Source organism: Streptomyces sp. NPDC007157, from assembly GCF_040634235.1.
GTDB lineage: Bacteria > Actinomycetota > Actinomycetes > Streptomycetales > Streptomycetaceae > Streptomyces.
The window spans coordinates 84,222-104,068 of the sequence record NZ_JBEYFE010000031.1 but is presented as its reverse complement, the minus strand read 5'-3'; the positions used below and the strand labels follow the sequence as shown (position 1 = coordinate 104,068).

At 72.0% G+C, this 19,847-nt stretch carries 21 protein-coding genes and 1 pseudogene; 11 read left to right on the top strand and 11 right to left on the bottom strand.

Going from position 1 to position 19,847, the window contains the following annotated elements; translation table 11 throughout:
* The first annotated feature begins 99 nt into the window (after positions 1-99).
* The 4 genes from ABZ642_RS39245 to ABZ642_RS39230 all read left to right on the top strand — a co-directional run bounded on the left by ABZ642_RS39245 (position 100) and on the right by ABZ642_RS39230 (position 4,111).
* Positions 100-810 (top strand): DUF4232 domain-containing protein, encoded by a 711-nt coding sequence (locus ABZ642_RS39245; RefSeq protein WP_360493986.1) that lies wholly within the window; start codon positions 100-102, stop codon positions 808-810.
* Between the two features lie 221 nt (positions 811-1,031).
* Positions 1,032-2,285 carry a hypothetical protein gene (locus ABZ642_RS39240; RefSeq protein ID WP_360493983.1) on the top strand — a complete coding sequence of 418 codons (1,254 nt, stop codon included), beginning with the start codon at positions 1,032-1,034 and terminating at the stop codon, positions 2,283-2,285.
* 58 nt (positions 2,286-2,343) lie between these two features.
* Positions 2,344-3,603, top strand: a complete 1,260-nt coding sequence (locus tag ABZ642_RS39235) for an arsenic transporter (protein WP_360494046.1) — start codon at positions 2,344-2,346, stop codon at positions 3,601-3,603.
* 16 nt (positions 3,604-3,619) lie between these two features.
* Positions 3,620-4,111 carry a universal stress protein gene (locus ABZ642_RS39230; RefSeq protein WP_360494043.1) on the top strand — a complete coding sequence of 164 codons (492 nt, stop codon included), beginning with the start codon at positions 3,620-3,622 and terminating at the stop codon, positions 4,109-4,111.
* A gap of 12 nt (positions 4,112-4,123) precedes the next feature.
* Here the strand turns inward: ABZ642_RS39230 and ABZ642_RS39225 are convergent, their stop codons facing one another.
* Together ABZ642_RS39225 and ABZ642_RS39220 are read right to left on the bottom strand one after the other, a co-directional pair.
* Complete coding sequence (locus tag ABZ642_RS39225) at positions 4,124-5,989, bottom strand: ricin-type beta-trefoil lectin domain protein (protein ID WP_360493980.1); 1,866 nt, start codon at positions 5,987-5,989, stop codon at positions 4,124-4,126.
* A 452-nt stretch (positions 5,990-6,441) separates the two neighbouring features.
* Entirely contained in the window at positions 6,442-7,338 is an 897-nt protein-coding gene (locus ABZ642_RS39220; protein ID WP_360493977.1) for a helix-turn-helix domain-containing protein, read from the bottom strand.
* 69 nt (positions 7,339-7,407) lie between these two features.
* On the opposite strand from ABZ642_RS39220, the gene ABZ642_RS39215 reads away from it, so the two are divergent.
* Positions 7,408-8,187 carry a phytanoyl-CoA dioxygenase family protein gene (locus ABZ642_RS39215; RefSeq protein WP_360493974.1) on the top strand — a complete coding sequence of 260 codons (780 nt, stop codon included), beginning with the start codon at positions 7,408-7,410 and terminating at the stop codon, positions 8,185-8,187.
* 63 nt (positions 8,188-8,250) lie between these two features.
* Here the strand turns inward: ABZ642_RS39215 and ABZ642_RS39210 are convergent, their stop codons facing one another.
* The 3 genes from ABZ642_RS39210 to ABZ642_RS39200 all read right to left on the bottom strand — a co-directional run bounded on the left by ABZ642_RS39210 (position 8,251) and on the right by ABZ642_RS39200 (position 10,326).
* A complete protein-coding gene (locus ABZ642_RS39210; RefSeq protein WP_360493971.1) occupies positions 8,251-9,219 on the bottom strand; it encodes an aldo/keto reductase in 969 nt (322 codons plus the stop codon).
* Between the two features lie 94 nt (positions 9,220-9,313).
* Positions 9,314-9,847 (bottom strand): flavoprotein, encoded by a 534-nt coding sequence (locus ABZ642_RS39205; protein WP_360493968.1) that lies wholly within the window; start codon positions 9,845-9,847, stop codon positions 9,314-9,316.
* A gap of 20 nt (positions 9,848-9,867) precedes the next feature.
* Positions 9,868-10,326 carry a nuclear transport factor 2 family protein gene (locus tag ABZ642_RS39200; protein ID WP_360494040.1) on the bottom strand — a complete coding sequence of 153 codons (459 nt, stop codon included), beginning with the start codon at positions 10,324-10,326 and terminating at the stop codon, positions 9,868-9,870.
* A gap of 94 nt (positions 10,327-10,420) precedes the next feature.
* Between ABZ642_RS39200 and ABZ642_RS39195 the strand changes: the two genes are divergently transcribed.
* Positions 10,421-10,972 carry a TetR/AcrR family transcriptional regulator gene (locus tag ABZ642_RS39195; protein ID WP_360494037.1) on the top strand — a complete coding sequence of 184 codons (552 nt, stop codon included), beginning with the start codon at positions 10,421-10,423 and terminating at the stop codon, positions 10,970-10,972.
* Between the two features lie 215 nt (positions 10,973-11,187).
* Here the strand turns inward: ABZ642_RS39195 and ABZ642_RS39190 are convergent, their stop codons facing one another.
* On the bottom strand, positions 11,188-11,388 hold the full coding sequence (locus ABZ642_RS39190) for a ferredoxin (RefSeq protein WP_360493965.1): 201 nt from the start codon (positions 11,386-11,388) through the stop codon (positions 11,188-11,190).
* A 12-nt stretch (positions 11,389-11,400) separates the two neighbouring features.
* Positions 11,401-12,642 (bottom strand): cytochrome P450, encoded by a 1,242-nt coding sequence (locus tag ABZ642_RS39185; RefSeq protein ID WP_360493962.1) that lies wholly within the window; start codon positions 12,640-12,642, stop codon positions 11,401-11,403.
* Positions 12,643-12,935: 293 nt separating this feature from the next.
* On the opposite strand from ABZ642_RS39185, the gene ABZ642_RS39180 reads away from it, so the two are divergent.
* Entirely contained in the window at positions 12,936-13,568 is a 633-nt protein-coding gene (locus ABZ642_RS39180; RefSeq protein ID WP_360493959.1) for a LysE family transporter, read from the top strand.
* A gap of 24 nt (positions 13,569-13,592) precedes the next feature.
* Here ABZ642_RS39180 and ABZ642_RS39175 read toward each other — a convergent pair.
* Positions 13,593-13,770 (bottom strand): annotated as a pseudogene (locus ABZ642_RS39175) (ketosteroid isomerase); the annotation flags it as partial.
* A gap of 159 nt (positions 13,771-13,929) precedes the next feature.
* On the opposite strand from ABZ642_RS39175, the gene ABZ642_RS39170 reads away from it, so the two are divergent.
* Complete coding sequence (locus ABZ642_RS39170) at positions 13,930-14,379, top strand: nitroreductase family deazaflavin-dependent oxidoreductase (RefSeq protein ID WP_360493957.1); 450 nt, start codon at positions 13,930-13,932, stop codon at positions 14,377-14,379.
* Positions 14,380-14,474: 95 nt separating this feature from the next.
* Here ABZ642_RS39170 and ABZ642_RS39165 read toward each other — a convergent pair whose 3' ends face one another.
* Positions 14,475-15,392: a cation diffusion facilitator family transporter gene (locus tag ABZ642_RS39165; RefSeq protein ID WP_360494034.1), complete on the bottom strand. Its 918-nt coding sequence runs from the start codon at positions 15,390-15,392 to the stop codon at positions 14,475-14,477.
* Between the two features lie 285 nt (positions 15,393-15,677).
* Between ABZ642_RS39165 and ABZ642_RS39160 the strand changes: the two genes are divergently transcribed.
* Together ABZ642_RS39160 and ABZ642_RS39155 are read left to right on the top strand one after the other, a co-directional pair.
* Positions 15,678-16,694, top strand: coding sequence for a glutathione S-transferase C-terminal domain-containing protein (locus tag ABZ642_RS39160; protein ID WP_360493954.1), 1,017 nt, complete (start codon positions 15,678-15,680; stop codon positions 16,692-16,694).
* A 16-nt stretch (positions 16,695-16,710) separates the two neighbouring features.
* Positions 16,711-17,016: a DUF4235 domain-containing protein gene (locus tag ABZ642_RS39155; protein WP_360493951.1), complete on the top strand. Its 306-nt coding sequence runs from the start codon at positions 16,711-16,713 to the stop codon at positions 17,014-17,016.
* A gap of 6 nt (positions 17,017-17,022) precedes the next feature.
* Here the strand turns inward: ABZ642_RS39155 and ABZ642_RS39150 are convergent, their stop codons facing one another.
* Both ABZ642_RS39150 and ABZ642_RS39145 read right to left on the bottom strand, forming a co-directional pair.
* A complete protein-coding gene (locus ABZ642_RS39150; protein WP_360493948.1) occupies positions 17,023-17,415 on the bottom strand; it encodes a VOC family protein in 393 nt (130 codons plus the stop codon).
* An 80-nt stretch (positions 17,416-17,495) separates the two neighbouring features.
* The gene (locus tag ABZ642_RS39145; RefSeq protein ID WP_360493945.1) at positions 17,496-18,221 is read right to left on the bottom strand and encodes a TetR/AcrR family transcriptional regulator; all 726 of its coding nucleotides are present in this window, start codon (positions 18,219-18,221) and stop codon (positions 17,496-17,498) included.
* Between the two features lie 126 nt (positions 18,222-18,347).
* Here ABZ642_RS39145 and ABZ642_RS39140 point away from each other — a divergent pair, with 126 nt between their 5' ends.
* Positions 18,348-19,841, top strand: coding sequence for an APC family permease (locus ABZ642_RS39140; RefSeq protein ID WP_360493942.1), 1,494 nt, complete (start codon positions 18,348-18,350; stop codon positions 19,839-19,841).
* Positions 19,842-19,847: the final 6 nt, after the last annotated feature.

The following is a 19,847-nucleotide window of genomic DNA, read 5'->3' as shown; positions in this document are numbered from 1 at the left end:
CTTTTCCGCCGTTTCTCGCATCGGATGGGAGTGACGGCGCACGGAGCGCCTCGGGCACGCCTCGCAGCGTGCCGCGAACATCCAGGAGTGTGGAGAGACATGGCGCACACGTCCCAGTCCTTGCGGCGCGGGGCGGCCCTGCTCGCGAGCACGGTCGCCGCCCTGGGCCTCCTGACCGCCTGCGGCAACGACAGCCCGGGCAAGTCGCCGGAGTCGGTGTCGGGCACGGCCGCGCCCGCGACCGGCGACTCGGCGGGTTCGAGCGCGTCGGACACCGGTTCCGCGTCGTCCGGCACGGCGTCCTCCCCGGCGTCCCAGAGCACCGGCTCGTCGACAGGTGGCGGCTCCTCGACGGGCGGCGGCACGACGACCGCCAGCGCCGCGTCCGGCAGCCGCTGTCACACCTCCGAGCTGACCGCCTCGGTGGGCGGCAACGACCCGGGGGCCGGCCAGGAGAACTTCCCGATCGTGTTCACCAACAAGTCGGGCCGCACCTGCACGGTCCGCGGCTTCCCCGGCGCCGCCTTCGTGAACGCCGCCGGCACCCAGCTCGGTCCCGACCCCGAGCGGGAGTCCGGCAGCACCCCCGCGACGGTCACCCTCAAGCCCGGCAAGAGCGCCTGGGCCGGGCTGACCTTCTCCAATCCGGAGATCAGCGGCGCCAAGACGGCGACCCCGGCCGCGCTGGAGGTCACCCCGCCGGACGAGCGTGACTCGCTGAAGGTCACCTGGAAGGGCGGCACGGTCCCGGTGTCCGGGAACGCCTCCTCGGTACGGCTGACCGTTCTCAACGCCGGTACCGGTGTCTGACCTGCCGGAACGCCGGCCGCCCGGGGCCTGATCCCCCGTACCCGGACCCCGCTGCCCACTCCCCCGGGCAGCGGGGTTCGTCATGTCCGGGCCACGACTGTCACAGGCGTGCAACACGCGCCCCCGGCTCCGATCTTTTTCGCCTGCCCGCCCATCGAACCCGTCGACCACACAGGAAGAAGGCCCCGCGAGGGGCCGGGACGACGGAATCGGGGACGGACATGAGCGGCATCTCCCGCAGGCGGATCCTGACGGCGGGCGCGACGGCGGGCGCCCTGGGTGCACTGGGCGCGGTGTCGGGGTGCTCGAACGGCGAGTGGACGGTGGGCGGCGGCGGTTCCGCAGACAACGGCAAGAGCAGCGGCGTACCGACCAAGCCGCTGAAGCTCATCGGGGACGGGTCCACCGCCGACACCGGCGCCCAGCCGCACCAGCCGAAGCCGACCCGCCTGGCGGCCGGTGCCAAGCCGCCGCAGTTCGTGGTGTTCTCCTGGGACGGCGCCGGCGAGCTCAGCAACCAGCTGTTCTCCCGCTTCCGCAAGGTCGCCGCGGACCACGGCGCGAAGATGACGTTCTTCCTGTCCGGCATCTACACGCTGCCGGAGTCCAAGAAGGACCTCTACCGGCCGCCGCAGCACGAGGTCGGCGCCTCCGCGATCGGCTACCTCTCCGACCGGCACATCCACAACACGCTCCAGCAGGTGCGCGCCGCCTGGCTGGAGGGCCATGAGATCGGCACCCACTTCAACGGGCACTTCTGCGGCAGCGACGGCGTGCGCAACTGGTCCCCGGCCGAGTGGCGCAGCGAGATCGACCAGGCGATCGACTTCGTCACCAAGTGGAAGACGAACACCGGCTTCACCGACCTGGACCCGCTGCCCTTCGACTACCGCAAGGAGCTGATCGGCGGCCGTACCCCGTGCCTGGAGGGCCAGACCAACCTGCTGCCCACGGCGGCCGCACTCGGCTGGAAGTACGACGCCAGCTCCCCCGGCGGCCTGCAGATCTGGCCGGGCAAGGTGCAGGGCAACCGCATCTGGGACTTCCCGCTGCAGTCCATACCGTTCTCCGGGCACTCCTTCCAGGTCCTGTCGATGGACTACAACATGATGTTCAACCAGTCGGCCGGCAACCCGCTGGGCGACAAGTCCCAGTACGACGCCTGGCGCACCCAGGCCCGCGACACCTATCTGGCCGGCTTCGAGCGGGCCTACTCCACCAACCGGGCGCCGTTCTTCATCGGCAACCACTTCGAGCGCTGGAACGGCGGCATCTACATGGACGCCGTCGAGGAGGCGATCGGCAAGATGGCCGAGTACGACGACGTGCGCTTCGTGTCGTTCAAGCAGCTGGTGGCATGGCTGGAGGCGCAGGACCCGGCGGTGCTGCGCACCCTGCGCACCCTGAACCCGGGCCAGGAACCGACCGGCGGATGGTCTGAGTTCCTGGGCGCGGCGGGTACCCCGTCCTCGTAATCGGGTCCGTCTGCTTTCATGGGCGGGCCGCACTTGATCACGCCCCGAGGAACGCGCCCTGAACACCCCGATCGCCGAGACCCTGTCCGTCCTGCTGCTCGCCGCCGTCCTCGCCTGGGCCGTGATCCGGCCCCGCGGCTGGCCGGAGGCGGTGCTCGCGGTACCCGCGGCGGGGGTGGTGATCGCCACCGGGGCGATCTCGCTGGACCATGCCCGGGAGGAGGCCGAACGGCTCGGACCCGTCGTCGGTTTCCTCGCCGCCGTCCTGGTGCTCGCCCACTTCTGCGATGTGGAGGGGCTGTTCCAGGCCTGCGGGGCATGGATGGCCCGCTGGGCCGACGGGCGGCCGGTACGGCTGCTGACCGCGGTGTTCGCGCTGGCCTCGGTGATCACCGCCGTGCTGAGCCTGGACGCGACGGTGGTGCTGCTGACGCCGGTGGTGTTCGCGACGGCGGCCCGGTCCGGGGTGCGGGCCAAGCCGCACGTCTACGCGTGCACGCATCTGTCGAACACCGCCTCGCTGCTGCTGCCGGTGTCCAATCTGACGAACCTGCTGGCGTTCGCGGCGAGCGGGCTGAGCTTCACCCGGTTCGCGGCGCTGATGGTGCTGCCCTGGCTGGTGGCGATCGGCGCCGAGTACCTGGTGTTCCGGCGGTTCTTCGCCCGGGACCTGTCCTCGGCGGCCCCGGGGACGAAGGACACCGGCGAGCCGCCCCGGCTGCCGCTGTTCGCGGTGGTGACGGTGGCCTGCACGCTCGCCGGGTTCGTGGTCACCTCCGCTTTCGGGATCGACCCGGCGTGGGCCGCGTTCGCCGGCGCGCTGGTGCTCGCCGGGCGGGCGCTGGTACGGCGGCAGGCGAGCCCGCTGTCGGTGGTGAAGGCGGCTGCTCCGGCGTTCTTGGCGTTCGTGCTGGCGCTCGGGATCGTGGTGCGGGCGGTCGTCGACAACGGGCTGTCCGACGCGCTCGGTCATGTCCTGCCCGGCGGATCGGGGCTGCCTGCACTGCTCGGTATCGCCGCGCTGGCCGCCGTACTGGCGAATGTCGTCAACAACCTGCCGGCGGTGCTGGTGCTGCTGCCGCTGGCCGCGCAGACCGGGCCGGCCGCGGTGCTGGCGGTGCTGCTCGGGGTGAACATCGGCCCGAACCTCACCTACGCCGGTTCCCTGGCGACGCTGTTGTGGCGCAGGATCGTGCACCAGCACGATCACGGGGTGGACCTCGGGGAGTTCACCCGGCTGGGGCTGCTCGCCGTGCCGACCGCGCTGGCCGGTGCGGTGGTGGCACTGTGGGGGGCGCTCCAGGTGGTCGGGATCTAGACGGGAGGCCATGGACATGCGGGTGATCGTCTGGCTGGTCGAGGGGACCTGGCCCGCCTGTGTGGACGCGGCGCGCGGCTACGCGCGGGACGCGTCCGAGGTGGTGCTGCTGCATGTGACCGAGCCGGGGGTGGCCGGGCTGGCGCACGGCGCCTTCGCGGGGCTGCTGGGCCGGGCGGGTTCGGAACCGGACCCGGAACAGCGGCTGGTGGAGCTCGGCGGCACGTCGGCGGCGGAACTGCTGGACGCGGCCGAGGAACGGCTGGGGCGGCCGTGCACCCGGCTGGAGCGGACCGGGCGCGTCGAACGGGAGGTGGTGGCCGCCGCCGAGGGCGCCGGCCTGCTGATCGTGGCCCGGGACGGCGACCGGTCCCGGCTGGGGCCGCACAGCCTGGGCAAGGCGGTGCGGTTCGCCGTCGACCACGCGCCCTGCCCGGTACTGCTGGTGTGGCCGGAGGGGGCGCCGGACCTGACGACGATGCCGCCCCCGCCTCCGCACCACCCCTGAGCCCGTTCCGGCTCAGTGGCCGTGATGACCGCCACCGCCGCCGTAGCCACCACCGCCGCCGTAGCCTCCGCCGTCGCCGTACTGGCCGCCGCCGTAGCAGTAGCCCGGGTACTCCTCGCACGGGTTGTAGGCGGGGGCGCTGCTCGACGCGGTGGGCTGCGCTGTCGTCCGCGACGCCGACGGGGCGGGCGTCGACGCGGGGGGCTTCGCGGCCTTGGTCGTGGCGGTGGCCGAGGAGGACGGGGCCGACGTCGGCGTCGGCGTGGTCTCGGCGTCCCAGTTGACGATCTGCATCTGCAGGTCGGGCTGGGAGGTGTCCATCACCCAGCGCTGCGAGGCGACGTTCGCCCGGGTCTTGACCACCAGGGAGCCGCCGCCGTCGGTGGCGGCCGGGGCGAGCGCCAGGTCCTGGTCCCAGCGGGGCACCAGGGCGCCCTGGAGGGTGAAGTCGTAGCGGATGCTCCGGCCGCCGGTCCCGGAGGCGGCCGAGCACGGGGCGAGCTGGACGGAGTAGCCGAGGTGCGAGTCGAGGCACAGGCCGGGGTCGGCGCCGTTGCGCAGCAGCCCGTCGTTCTCGTACGTCCACTGCTGGCCGGCGGCCGAGGAGCACTCGGCGAGTTCGGTCTCGGCACCCTTGACGGGCTTCTTGCCGACCACGCCGATGCACAGGCCGGAGGCGATGTTGTGCAGGCGTCCGCGCAGGGTGCCCTGGGTGGTCTGGCTGGTGCCGATCCAGGACGGGCCCGAGCTGACGGTGCCGGTGCCGGGCGTGGCGGAGGGCTTGCCGGAGGCGGCCGAGCCGGAGCCGTCGCCGGAGCCGAGCACCGACCACAGCACCAGCGGCAGCACGACCAGCCCGCTGACCGTGCCCACGGCCACGGCGAGGTTGCGGCGGCGCACCCGGCGGGCGGCCCGCTGCATGGCGCGACGGGAGCGGGCGGGATGCACGACCAGGTCCTTGCCCGACGCGGCCGTCGCCGGTCCGAAGGCCTCGCCGCCCGCGGGGCGGCCGTCGGGCGTGGCCTCCTGCTCGGCGGGCTGCTCGGTGAGGCCGGCCCGCGACTCGAGATAGGCGCGGGCACCCCAGCCGAGCACGGCCTCGGCCAGGGCGAGGCCGAGCGCGCGGCCGCCGTTGAACTGGTGGAGCTGGTCGGCGGTGTACCGGCAGTGGATGCAGCCGTTGAGGTGCTGCTGGAGGTCCCGGTCGACGTCGACGCCGCCGCGCCGGAAGGTCACGTCGATCATCCGGACGTACCGCTGGCACTCGTCCTCGTGGGCGAGTTCGCGGTGCACCTGGAGGCACTCCTCGCGCAGCCGCTCGCGGGCCCGGCGCAGTTCGACCCGCGTGTCCTGCTCGTCGAGGCCCAGCAGCCCGGCGGGTGTCGACAGCGGCTCCGACTCGACCTCGGCGTGCCACAGCACGGCCCGTGAGGACTGGGTCAGGCGCTGGAAGGCGCGGGAGAGCAGCCGCCGGTTGGCGGGCGGGAGCAGCCGGGAGGCGGCCCGCTCCCCCTCGGCGACGCGGAGTTCGGGGTGCAGCAGTTCACCGCGGCCGTCGTTGTCCCATTCGGCGGCGATACGGCGGACGGTGACAAGGAGTTGGGGGCGCCAAGCAGCAGTGGGGCCGGTCTGACGGAGGGATTCACCGAAAAGCCGGGTGAATGCGGCGGTGGTGAGCATTCCCGCGCCGCGGGTCCCGTCGGTGCACAGACGGGCGTAGGTGAAGGCCGCTTCCCAGTGCCGGTCGAGGAGTTCACCGACGGGGTGCAGCGCGGGGGTGGCGCCCGTCCATTGCTTGAGCTCGGCGCTGAGCTGCTCGTCGGTGACGTCGAACGGCCGGTCGGGGGTAGGGGAATTCCCCAGGCCTGCGTCATTCACGGCGGCATTCCTTCCAGACGCAACGCGGAATGTGGTCCATACCAGCTGGTATGTGACCGGAGCGCGACCCCGCCGATGCGATGACCGGATGGGCCCGTTGGGGGTTCGGCGCTCGAACGTCCGCCGTCGGCAGCTCTTTTGAAGCGTGGGGGGCGAACGGGAGCGGCCTCGCGCATGCGGGGAAAACAATTGTCCGCATGCCGACACGGCACACCTTTGCACAGGCCAGCAGGACAGAACAAGGGATCTCAGGGTTTTGCGCATTGCCTGGAGCCTGCGCTAATTTGACGCATCGTCAATGAGCGCGTTCGCGGTTTGTCGTTGTATCGACATCGCAATTGGCACGAGGATTCGGGCCGGACCGTCACGCCCTCCGCACCAACCATTGAACCACGGCCCGACCTGCGCGAGCCGCCCGGCCGACGGCGTCCGTGAACCAATAACCGCGAGCATTAAGGACGTTCACCGGAACGGTAGGCGCCGGGCGGGACACCGTATCTTTCGCGGAAAACCCGGTTGAAATGGAACGGGCTGGGAAATCCGGACGCGGCCGCGACCCGCTCGACGGTCAGGTCGGTGCTCTCCAGCAGTCGGGCGGCGTGTCGCAGCCGCGCCTCGCGCAACGCGCGCATCGGGGGCACGCCGGTCTGCCGGCTGAAGAGGTGGGCGAACCGGGACGGCGAGAGCGCGACACGCGCGGCGAGCGAGTCGACGGTGTGCGGGGCGCCCGGGTCGGCGGCGATCAGCTCCTCGGCTCGGCGCACGCGTCCGTCCCGGGCGTCAGGACCCGGCGGCGCCCGGTGCGCGCCGGCCGTGGCGAGCAGGACCACCTCCTCCAGCGCGCACAGCGCGAGTTCACGTGCCGCACTGCCGTACGCGACGGCGACGGACGCTTCGCCGGTCTCCGGAGCGGGCGGCGCGCCGCTGCCGGTCCAGCGGGAGTCAGCCAGCAGGCGGTGGAACGCGGCCCCGATCCGGGCGTGCGTGTCGTCCGGGGCGCCGACGGCGTACACGCCGTCGCCCACGGCGCACGGGCCCAGCCACTGTGCCCAGCCGGGGCGGGCCTGGCAGTGCGTCCACCAGAACCGCCAGCGGGTCGCGCCGGGCCCGACCGTGTAGTGGTGCGGGACGCCGGGGGCGAGGACGACCAGGTCGCCGGGGCGGGCCCGGGCCTGTGCGGTCCCCTGCCGGAGCAGGCCGAGGCCGTCCGTGGTCCAGGTGAACAGCCAACTACTCGAGCCCTGCGGACGGGTGATCCGGTAGCCGGGGCCCTGGTCGTAGTGGCCGGTGACGACCGTGCCCGGTGGCGGGGCCGGGACAGCGGTCCCGGGCAATCCCTCAGCGGTCATGGACATCCTCTCCGCGGACGCGTCGGCCTAGCGTGACAGGCCCAGGGCACCGGACCGAGGAGCGCGGGCATGACAGTCACGGGCATCGACACCACCATGGTGCGGCAGTTCGAGGAGGACGGGTTCACCGTCGTACGAGGGTTGTTCGGGTACGACGAGATCGACCGGTTGTGCGCGGAGTTCGCGGCGCTGCACGCGGCGGGGCGGCCAGTGCCGGGCCACTTCCAGCCGGGGCCGACGGCGGATCCGCTGCACCGGTACCCCCGCGTCATGCAGCCGCACGAGATCAGCGCGCTCGCCCGGCGGTTCCTGCTGGACGCGCGGCTGCGGGTGATCCTGGAGGGGTTGTTCGGGGAGGAGGTGCTGGCAGCGCAGAGCATGTTCTACTTCAAGCCGCCGGGGGCCCGGGGGCAGGCGCTGCACCAGGACAACTTCTATCTGCGGGTGGAGCCGGGGACGTGCGTCGCCGCGTGGGTCGCGGGCGAGGAGATCGGCCGGGAGAACGGCGGCCTTGAGGTGGTGCCGGGGACGCATCGGATGGAGCTGTTCTGCCCGGAGGAGTCCGATGCGGAGCTGTCGTTCGCGCGGGAGTACGTGGCACCGCCCGAGGGGCTGGTGGCGGTGCCGGTCGATATGGGGCCGGGGGATGTGCTGTTCTTCAACGGGAGTCTGGTGCACGGGTCACAGCCGAATCGCTCCGCCGGGCGGTTCCGGCGGTCGTTCATCGGGCATTACGTGGGGCGGTCGGCGGTGCGGATCGGGGAGTACTACCGGACGTTGAGCATGAGTGGGGACAGGGTTGCGCTGTTGGAGAGTGAGGGGGCGGGGCCTTGCGGTACGGAGCGGTAGTCGCTCGAGTGCGGGTGGACGGGGGCTTGTCGCGCAGTTCCCCGCGCCCCTCTGGGGCGCGCCTCAGTGACCCGCGATCGAATGGGGAACGTACGGCTGCTCCAGCTCTTCGAGTTCCTTGTCGCTGAGTTCCAACTCCACGGCCGCCACCGCGTCCTCGATGTGCTGGGGCTTGGACGCGCCGATGATCGGGGCCGTCACCGTGTTCTGGTGCAGGAGCCAGGACAGGGCCACCTGGGCCCGGGGGACGCCCCGGTCGCCGGCGATGCGGGTGACCGCCTCGACGATCGCGCGGTCGCCGTCCTGGTAGAGGCGGTTGCCGAAGTTGTCGGTGGTGCTGCGCTCGGTGACCGTGCCCCAGTCGCGGGTGAGGCGGCCCCGGGCCAGCGGGCTCCACGGCAGCACGCCCACCCCCTGGTCGGCGCAGAGCGGCAGCATCTCGCGCTCCTCCTCGCGGTAGAGGAGGTTGTAGTGGTTCTGCATGGAGACGAACTTGGTCCAGCCGTTGCGCTCGGCCGTGTACTGGGCCTTGGAGAACTCCCAGGCGTACATCGAACTCGCCCCGATGTAACGCGCCTTGCCCGCCTTCACGACGTCGTGCAGCGCCTCCATCGTCTCCTCGATCGGCGTGTCGTGGTCGAAGCGGTGGATCTGGTAGAGGTCGACGTAGTCGGTGCCGAGCCGCCCGAGGCTGTGGTCGATCTCCGTGAGGATCGCCTTGCGGGACAGACCGCCGCCGTTGGGACCCTGGCGCATCCGGCCGTGCACCTTGGTGGCGAGGACGATCTCGTCGCGCTGGGCGAAGTCGCGCAGCGCCTTGCCTACGATCTCCTCGCTGGTGCCGTCCGAGTAGACGTTGGCGGTGTCGAAGAAATTGATGCCCGCCTCGAGCGCCTGCCGGATCAGCGGGCGGGACGCCTCCTCGTCGAGGGTCCACTCGTGGGTGCCGCGGTCGGGCAGGCCGTAGGTCATGCAGCCGAGGCAGATCCGGGACACGTCCAGACCGGTCCGGCCGAGCTTCGCGTACTCCATCGTCGTCTCCCACCGTCGAGATCACGTCGTACAGAACCGAGCGTACGTCGGTCCGCTGTCCGGTTCCGGGTGACGGCGGCCGCAATCGGACGCGTCAGCCCCGCTCCAGCAGGTCGAGCGCCCGTTCCCAGGCGAACTCGGGGCGCCGGCCGTCCACTTCGGTGCCGCCGGTGTGCGGGTCGCCGAAGCGGACGCCCAGCGCGCGCAGCCGGGTCAGGCTCTCCTGGTAGGCGGGGTGGGCGCCCAGCGCGTCCGCGACGCAGGGCAGGACGGCGATCGGCACGCCCAGGCCGAGGGCCTCGCAGAGGGTGCCGACGGCGAGGGTGTCGGCGAGCCCGGCGGCCCACTTGTTGACGGTGTTGAAGGTGGCGGGGGCGACGGCCACCGCGTCCGGCGCCGGGAAGGGCCGCGGGTCGGAGGGCCGCCGCCAGGCCGACCGGACGGGACGGCCGGTGCGTGCCTCGGCCTCGGCGGTGTCGAAGAAGCCGTTCATGGCGACCGGGGTGGCGATGACCCCGACCTCCCAACCCCGTTCCTGGGCCGCGGTGATCAGCCCGCCGACGCCTGCGGCGATGCCGGCCCCGCAGACGACGAGGTAGAGGAAGGGCTTCGAGGGCGCATCGGTCATCCGGGAACCCTATGCGGGTGCTACCGGAGCGGGAACGACAGGCCCCGCTCGGACTCCGGGCGTGGACCGTGGAGCCGGCGTTCGTGCTCCTCGATCCGGACGTCGTTGATGCCGGCCTCGCGCCGGGTCATCAGCCCGTGCCGGTCGAACTCCCACAGTTCGTTGCCGTACGACCGCCACCACTGGCCGGCCGCGTCGTGGCACTCGTACTGGAAGCGGACCGCGATGCGGTCGCCGTCGAAGGCCCACAGGTCCTTGCGGAGCGCGTAGTCGAGTTCCCGGGCCCACTTGGCGGTGAGGAACTCGACGATCTCGGCGCGGCCGGTGACGAAGGTGTCCCGGTTGCGCCAGACCGAGTCCTCGGAATAGGCGAGCGCCACACGCTGCGGGTCACGGGTGTTCCAGGCGTCCTCGGCGGCCTGGACCTTCTGGGCGGCGGTCTCGCGGGTGAAGGGCGGCAGGGGCGGACGGTCGGCCATGGTCTCCTCGTCAAGCGGAGAACGAGCGTTCTCCAGGTCGCTGCTAAGGTAGGAGAACGCACGTTCTCTCGTCAAGGAGCCATCGGAAGTGGTCATGGACAGCGCGGTCGCACGGGAGCAGGCCCTGGACGCCGCCGAGCGGCTGTTCTACGGACGGGGGGTGCAGTCGGTCGGCATGGACGACATACGCGGCGCCTCCGGGGTCTCCCTCAAACGGCTCTACCAGCTCTTCCCCGCCAAGGAACAGCTCGTGGTGGCCTACCTGGAGCGCCGGGACGTGCGCTGGCGGCAGCGGCTCACCGCGCATGTCGAGCGGCGGCCGGACCCCCGGGAGCGGCTGCTCGCCGTCTTCGACTGGCTGGCGGAGTGGTTCGGCGAGGAGGACTTCCGGGGGTGCGCGTGGATCAACGCGTACGGCGAGCTGGGTGCCACCTCCGAGCGGGTGGTGGCCCAGGTACGGGGCCACAAGCAGGCGTTCCGGGACTACCTCGCGGGCCTGGTGGCGGACGCCGGGCTGGACGCCGGGCTCACCGGGCCGCTGTTCCTGCTGGCCGAGGGGGCGATGGTGACCGCGGGCATCACCGGGAGCAAGGAGCCCGCGCTCGAGGCGCGCGAGGCGGCCCGGGCATTGCTGCGCGACCGGTGAGCTCAGGCCGCGGCCGGCGCCGAGAGCGCAGGCCCGGGCCTGTGGGAGCGAGGCGGCCGCCGCCGCCTCCCGGCCGGACAGGACAGCACGTCGGCGCGGGTCGGCTCGGCGGCCGCACGATGCAGCCGACCGGGTGGCGACCTACGAGGTGATCGCCGACCCGGCGCGGCTGCGCGGGCTGGAACCGGCGGTGGTGGGGGCACCGCCGGTCGTCGCTATCCCGTCGGCTCCTTGACGGTGATGGCGTGCACCGGGCAGGCCCGGGCCGCCTCCCGGACCAGCGGGTCGCCGCCGCCGTCCTCCATGCCGGGGAGCAGGGTGCTGAAGCCGTCGTCGTCCTGGGTGAACACGTTCGGGGCCGTCATGGCGCACTGGCCGGCTCCGATGCAGACGTCCGTATCGATCTCGATGTGCATGGCAGGAGCCTCTTACCAGGTCACGGGGAGTTCCAGCATCCCCTGGATCGTGTCGCCGGGTTTGAAGGGAATCTCCTCCGGCTGCGCGGCCAGCCGCAGGCCCGGGAGCCGCTCCCACAGGGTGCGCAGGGCGATCTCCAGCTCGGTGCGGGCCAGGTTCTGGCCCAGGCACTGGTGGATGCCGAAGCCGAAGGCCACGTGGTGGCGGGTCGGGCGGTGCCAGTCGATGGTGTCGGGGTCGTCGTACACGGACTCGTCGCGGTTGATGACCGAGGTCGCGAAGAGCACGCCGTCGCCCTTGCGGATGGTGGTGCCGGCCACCTCGATGTCCTCCAGGGCGACGCGCAGCAGCCCGTCGGCGATGGACAGCATCCGCATCAGTTCCTCGACGGCGGCGGGCACCAGCGCGGGGTCGGCGCGCAGTTCGGCCAGCCGCTCGGGCTGCTGGAGCAGGGTGAAGGTACCGAGCGAGATCATGTTGGCCGTGGTCTCGTGGCCGGCGACCAGCAGGATGAGGGCCAGCGAGACGACCTCGTCGCGGTCCAGGGCACCCTCGCGCAGCCGCTCGTGGACGAGGTCGTCGAGGACGCCCTCGCCGGGCGTCTGGTCCCGGCTCTTGCGGTCGGCCAGGTCGCCCAGATAGGCCTCCAGCCGGTCGCGCGCGTCCAGGGAGTCCGCGGGCGCCGGACCGCGCAGCAACCGCCGGGACTGCGCCTCGAAGAACTCGTGGTCGGCGTACGGCACACCGAGCAGGTCGCAGATGACCATGGACGGCACGGGCAGGGCGAAGGCGCTCACCAGGTCGGCCGGCGGCCCCTGGGCGATCATCCGGTCGAGGAGTTCGTCGACGATCCGCTGGATGGCCGGCCGCATCCCGGTCGCCCGTTTGAGGGTGAAGTCCGAGATCAGCATCCGGCGCTGGGTCTGGTGCTCGGGATCGTCGAGGCCGAGCAGGGCGACCTTGCGGCGCTCCCGGGCCGCCGCGAACCGGGCGTTCGGCATCGGGAAGTCGTCCCGTCGGCGGTCGCTGGAGAGCCGGGGGTCGGAGAGCAGCGCCCGGGCCGTGCCGTGGCCGGTGACCGCCCAGGCGGTGCGGCCGTCGTAGAGAGTGACGCGGGACAGCGGGGTGCCGTCGCGCAGCGGGTCGTAGCCGGTGGGCGGGTGGTAGGGGCACGTGCGGTCCTGCGGCCAGGCCACGGGGTCGGCCGGGTGGGCCGGAACAGTGGGTTCCGTCAGGTCCGTCAGTTCGTTCATGGAAGACCTCGCAGACGAATGTCGTACGTCGTGCCGATCTTCATTAGATGCCCGGGGCATCTATGGGACGACCGCAAGTTCAGCCAGATCGGTGAATCGGGTGATCTGGCCGAACCGCACGCGGTCGGGGGACGATTCCGCGCCGAAATTCGCTTGCCGGGGAGACGAGGCGGACCACAGGATCTGCGCATGAACACTCCTGACGCCGTGGTGCCGCTGACCTTCGCGACCGTCCATCGGGTCCGGGTCCAGCAGCAGCCGATGCGCCCCTGGAGGCCCGAGCCCGCACGCCCGTGACGGCCGCGCTCGTCGCCGGCCTGCTCGCCGGGTACGGGATCGCCGTCCCGGTCGGCGCGGTCGGCACATACCTAGTGTCCCTCACGGCCCGTACGTCACTGCGGACCGGCGCCTGCGCCGCGCTCGGCGTCGCGAGCGCGGACGGCCTCTACGCCCTGCTCGCCGCGGTCGGCGGCGCCGCGCTGGCGGCCGCGCTGCTGCCGGTGCTCGGGCCGCTGCGCCTGGTCTCGGCCCTGGTCCTGGTGGCGCTCGCGGTACGCGGTGCGGCGGTGGCGCTGCGCCAGTACCGGGAGCGGCGTCTTTCGACCCGGGCCGAGCGGCCGGTACCCGGTCCCGGACGGGCGTATCTCGGCCTGCTCGGGATCACGCTGCTCAACCCCACGACGGTGATCTACTTCGCGGCCCTGGTGGTCGGCACGCGTTCCGCCGAGCCGGTACGGCCGCTGCAGCAGGGCGTCTTCGTCCTGGCGGCCTTCGCCGCCTCCGCCAGCTGGCAACTGCTTCTGGCGGGCGGCGGCGCGCTGCTCGGCAGGGGCCTGACCGGCCACCGGGGACGCCTGGTCACGGCGCTGCTGTCGAGCTGCGTGATGCTGGGGCTGGCGGCCCGGATGGTCCTGTCGCCGGGCTGAACCCCCGGCCCGCGGCCAGGGCGCGAAGGCACGGGTCACGGCGAGGCTGTCCTCGTCGACGTGGTGCCGTACGACCGGACCGTCCCGGACGGTGAGGTGCAGGGCGAACCTGGCGTGATACGTGCGTCCCGTGGGCTTCGTGGTCTGCCGGATCTCGCCGGGCACCACCGCGTCGTCCCCGTCGACCGGCACCCACCCGTTCGAACCGAGGGTCCGCCCGCTCGGGGACGTGGTGCGCGGCCCGCGGTACGTACGATCACCCGTGAGGCAAGGAGGGCCCGGTGTCGTGAGGATGATCCGGGGCGCTCGCGGTGTTGAATCGTGGCGTCAGTCTTGGAAGCGATGAGGGGACGGACCTCACATGCCTCTTGAGGGCGAGTACGAGCCCAGCCCGACAGCCTGGGTGCGCGAGCAGGTCGAGCTGTACGAGAGCTCCGGTGGGACGAAGGGCACCACCCTGCTGGACACCGGGTTGCCCGTCATCCTGCTGACCACCCTGGGGGTGAAGAGCGGGAAGATCCGCAAGACGCCGCTGATGCGGGTGGAGCACGACGGGAAGTACGCCGTGGTCGCCTCGCAGGGCGGCGCGCCCAAGCACCCGGTCTGGTACTTCAACATCAAGTCGCAGCCGCGGGTCGAACTCCAGGACGGTCCGGTCAAGCAGGACATGACCGCCCGTGAGATCACCGGCGCGGAGAAGGCCGAGTGGTGGGAGCGGGCGGTCGCCGCGTATCCGCCGTACGCCGACTACCAGAAGAAGACCAGCCGGGAGATCCCGGTGTTCGTGCTGGAGCCGCAACAGAGGAACTGACGGTTCCGGGAATCCTTTCCGGCCGGGGAACGTCGGAATTTAGAAAAATCTGTTTCTCGGAGGCATGAACCGGCATCGTGCCGGGCAGCCGAATGTCAGGCCCCGCCGCGTTCCCCCGTCGCGGCGGGGCTTTCTCCTGCCTCCCGCGCCGAGCGGTCGGTCACGTCCAGGAAGATCTGGTCGGTCTCGCCGAACTCCCGGTCCAGGGACCCCTTGATGCGCACCAGGACCTCCTCGACCTCTTCGCTGTCCAGGCCGGGCACCAGGTCGATCCGGGCCGCGACCAGGGTCGAGTCGAGGCCCAGCTTCATCGTGAACAGCGCTTCCACGCTGTCGATCTCGGGTTCCTCCGCCAGCCGCTGCCGGATCGTGCGGCTCAGCTCCGGGTCCGCGGCCTCCCCGATCAGCTGGGCGCGGGCGTCGGCTCCCAGCCGGTAGGCCACGAACACCAGCAGGACGCCGATGGCCAGGGAGGCGGAGGCCTCCCACACGACCTGTCCGGTGACCATGTGCAGCACCATGCCCGTCATCGCCAGCAGCACCCCGAGCACCGCGGTGCCGTCCTCGGCGACGACCGTACGCAGTGCCGGATCCCGTAGCCCCCGGTCCTCCCGGCGGGCCTGGTGCAGCGCCCGGACCAGCGAGGCGCCCTCCGCGAGCAGGGCGACACCCAGCACGATCAGGCCCGTGACATAGCCGCTGAGCTTCTCGTCCGCGCCGTTGCGCAGCGCCTCGACGCCCTGGAAGACGGAGAAGCAGCCGCCCATGACGAAGATCCCGACGGCCGCGAGCAGCGACCAGAAGAAGCGCTCCTTGCCGTAGCCGAAGGGGTGCCGTTCGTCCGGCGGGCGGCGGCTGCGGCGCAGGGCGGCCAGCAGGAACACCTCATTGAGGCTGTCGGCGACGGAGTGCGCGGCCTCGGACAGCAGCGCGGGCGAGCCGGCGACGACTCCGCCGACGGCCTTGGCCGCGGCGATCACCAGGTTGGCGGCGAGCGCCACCCACACCGTCAGCCGCGTCCTGCGATCGGCGTTCGACCGCTCCGCATGCCCTTGCGACTGCGCCTCCGGCCGCTCGTCCGGCTTCGCTTCCGGCGGCTCGTCCGGCCTCTCTTCCGATGGCCCTTCCTGCTGTTCTCGCAGCTCTTCTTCCGGCTGTTGTTTCGGCTGTTGTTGCGACGAAGTCCCACTCACGACGGCCGACTGCCCCGGCACGGACTGATCACACCGTACGGGAGGAGCGAATCGGGCAACATCGGGGAACACGGTCCATCGGGCGCGTATCGGCAAGGAGGCACCATGAGCGGTGACAGCGGCAACACCTCGCTCGGGCACAAGGCGTTCGCCCGGTCCCCCAGTCACTTCGCGGACCGGATCACGGCGGACGGCCGGGACGGCTGGCCGGTGGCGGCCGGGCGTTACCGTCTGGTGGTCAGCCGTGCCTGTCCATGGGCGAGCCGGGCGCTGGTGTCACGGCGGCTGCTCGGCCTGGAGGACGCCCTGTCACTGGCCGTCACCGACCCGATCCAGGACGACCGCAGCTGGCGCTTCACCCTCGACCCCGACGACCGCGACCCGGTGCTCGGCATCCGGTTCCTCAGCGAGGCCTACGACCGCCGGGAGACCGGTTACCCGGGCGGGGTGAGCGTGCCCGCGATCGTGGACGTACCGAGCGGGCGGCTGGTCACCAACGACTACCAGCGGCTGACCCTCGACCTGGCCACCGAGTGGACGGCACTGCACCGGGACGGGGCGCCGGACCTGTATCCCGTCGAGCACCGGGACGAGATCGACACGGTGCTGGCCGAGGTCTACCAGGACGTCAACAACGGTGTCTACCGGGCCGGGTTCGCGCACGAGCAGAAGGTGTACGAGGAGGCGTGCGCGGCGGTGTTCCGGCGGCTCGGCCTGCTCGCCGAACGGCTGGCCGGGCAGCGCTACCTGGTGGGGAACACGATCACGGAGGCCGACATCCGGCTGTTCACCACGCTGGTGCGGTTCGACGCCGTCTACCACGGCCACTTCAAGTGCAACCGCTGGAAGGTGACGGAGAACCCGGTGCTGTGGGCGTACGCCAGGGACCTCTACCAGACGCCGGGATTCGGTGACACCGTCGACTTCGACCACATCAAGCGGCACTACTACCAGGTGCACGCCGGGATCAACCCCACCCGTATCGTTCCCCTCGGCCCGGATCTCGCCGGGTGGCTGACGCCCCATCACCGGGAACAGCTGGGCGGCCGCCCCTTCGGGGACGGGACACCGCCCGGCCCGGTGCCGGCGGCCGAGGCGGTCCCGGTCGCGGGGCGGCCCTGACAACGCGGAGGCAGGCATGGCCAAGCGCAGGAAGAAACAGAAGCTCCCCCTCGTCTACGCGCCGCTCGGCTTCCTGCTGAGCTGGGCCGGCGGGGCGCTGGGCGCGCTGGTCTTCCGCCGGACCTGGATGGCGCTGCGTGGCGAGGAGGACGCGCCGGACGCCCTGGACCGGGACCGCGGCTGGGGCGAGGTGCTGCTGGCCGCGGCCCTCCAGGGGGCCGTCTTCGCGGTGGTACGCAGTGCCGTGGACCGCACCGGCGCCACCGCCATAGAGCGCTCCACCGGGGCGTGGCCGGCGACCCGCAAGGGCGGCCGGGACTGAGCGGTCTCAGCCCAGCTTGGGTGCCACGGGCGGCACCAGGCGCAGGGTGAAGGAGTGTCCGGCCGGGTCCGCGTACCCACGTTCCTCGAAGGGCCCGGCCGCATCCCGTGCCTCGATCGGGCGGCCGCCGAGCCCGACCACCCGGCGCTCGGTCTCGTCCAGGTCCTCGACGAGGAAGACGAGGTGGGCCTGGAGCGAGTTCTCGGGGCGCGGCCAGCTGGGCGGGGTGGCGTTGACGTCCCGCCGGAAGGCGATCCGGCCACCGTCGGGGGCGCGCACCTCGACGAGGTCGGCGGACGCCTCGCTCTCCTCGCCCTCCAGCAACTGTCGGTAGAAATAGGCGAGTTTCTCGGGTTCGGCGCAGTCGAGCATCACGACGGCCGCGGTCACCAGTGCCATGCTTCCTCCCTGGGAAGGTCCTTGCCGTCCGTCTGTCCCCCATCACCGGATTCAGTCGGCCCGGCTGCTTCCCGGCACCGTCATGGCCGCGCGTCCTCGGCGGCACGGATCTGGGTGAGGCGGGCCTCGGCAGCCGTGAGCAGCAGGTCCAGGGCGGCCGGGTAGGAGCTGACGCGCATCGAGGCCACGAGGTGGCGGGCGGTGGCCGCGATGTTCGGGTGGGTGGCGGCGGGCAGCCGGGCGTAGGTCGTCTGCCACACGTCCGCCTCGGCCTCGCGGGCGGGCCTGGGCAGGGCGGTGTTGGCGGAGTCGAGGGCGCTGTAGGCGAGGGCCTGGTCGACGAAGGCGTGATAGACGCGGACCGCCTCCGCGTCCGGGAATCCGGCGCTCCGCAGCACCCCGAGGATGGTCTCCACGGCCTGGATCTCGTACGTCCGCCCGGTCACCCGGTGGGCGCTGAGCACCGCCGCCCGGGGATGGGCGAGGGCGCCTGCGTGCATGCGCAGGCCCAGGTCGCGCAGGTCGGCGCGCCAGTCGCCGGTGGGCCGCCAGACCCGCAGGGTGCGGCCGATCAGCTCGTCGGCGACGGCCAGCATCAGGTCGTCGGTGTGCCGGAAGTACCGGTAGAGGGAGCTGGGGTCGGCGCCCAGGGCGCGGCCGAGGCGGCGTACCGACAGGGCTTCGGCGCCGTGCTCCTCGATCAGCCGCAGCGCGGTCTCGACGATCAGCTCCTCGGAGAGGACCACGCCCTGTTTGGTGGGACGCCTGCGCCGCCGGTCGGCGGCCGGGACGACTCGTTCGCTCATGAAGCCTCCCTTCCTGGTGGCGCACCTTATGACAACACCGTTGACCTGTGAAGTGCCCGGGCAGTTTCATGTGCGGTCACCGGGGCCGACCAGGTCCGGCCCCCAGGTGCGAGCGGAGCGCTGGCCATGACCGACAAGCCCTACACAGTCGACCCCCCTGAGTTGCGCAGGTCCCTCGGCGTCCTCGACGGCGTCGCGGTCGCCGCGTCCAGTACGGCCGCGACCACCAGCATCGGTATCGGTCTGGGGGTGACGGCCGGGGTGGTCGGGCTGCATCTGCCGGCCATCATGCTGTTGGCGTTCCTGCCGGTGCTCGGCATCGCGGGCGCCTACTCCCGGCTGAACCGGGTGGAGCCGAACGCGGGCAACGGCTATGTGTGGGTGGGTCGTTCGCTCAATCCCTGGCTCGGCTTCATGGTCGGCTGGGTGAACATCGTGGCGACGATCGCCTTTCTCGCGTACACCACGGCGGTCACCGGGTCGGCGATGCTGCAACTGGCGGGCGAGGCCGGGGTGCACCGCGTCGGCGGGCTCGCCCTGGACCCGGGTTCGACGGCGCAGACCACGGCCGTCGGCGTCGTCGTCCTGGTCGCCGTCACCCTGACCGCGGTCACCGGCATCCGCACCGCCGCCCGCCTCCAGACCGGGCTGCTGGTCTTCGAGTACGTGGTGCTGCTCGGGTTCTGCGGCTACGGCATCGTCACCGGCCCGCACCCCTTCAGCCTGAGCTGGTTCGACCCGTTCGCGATCCCCTCGGCGACGGCGCTGGCGCAGGGTCTGCTGCTGTCGGTGTTCTGCTACTGGGGTTTCGACGCCGCGTTCACCGTCAACGAGGAGGTCCGCGACCCGCGGGACGCCTCCCGGGCCGGGCTGATCACGCTGGTGACCATGCTGGGGCTGTTCCTGCTGGGCTCGGTGGCCTTCCAACGCGTGCTGTCGGAGAAGGAGTTGGCCGGGCACGGGGCCGAGGGGCTGGCGTTCTTCGGCGACCGGCTCGCCTCCCAGCCGTGGGCCGCGCTGCCGCTGGTGGCGCTGATGTTCTCGGCGATGGCCTCGCTCCAGGCCGGGGTGATCCCGACGGCGCGGGGCATGTTCGCGATGAGCCGGGACCGTACCCTCGGGCCGGTGTGGGCCAGGGTCAGTCCCCGGTACGGCACTCCGGCGGCCGGGACGCTGCTGATCGGGGCGCTGGCCACGGCGGTCGCCGCGCTCGCCCTGGTGATCCCGAGACTGGCCGACATGATCATGGCGACGGTGAACGCGGTCGGCATCGTCGTCGCCCTGTCCTACGCGCTCACCGCGCTGGCCGCCGCCGTGCGCTTCCGGGCGCTGCTGCGCGAGGACCGGCGGCAGGGCGTCCGGGCGGTGGTGCTTCCGGCGCTGAGCGCCTGCGCGCTGCTGGGGCTGGGCGGCTACCTCGGCTGGTCCTTCTACACCTCGACCGACCACTTCGAGGTCAGCGCGGACAACGGCTGGTTCCTGCTGACCACCCCGCTGGTGATGATCGCCTCCGGGTTCGTCGCGGCCGGATGGGCGAAGTACGTGCGCCGCTCGCCGTACTTCCGCACCGGCGAGGGCACGGACGCCGACGCACCCCAGCTGCTCACGACCCCCAACTAAGGAACA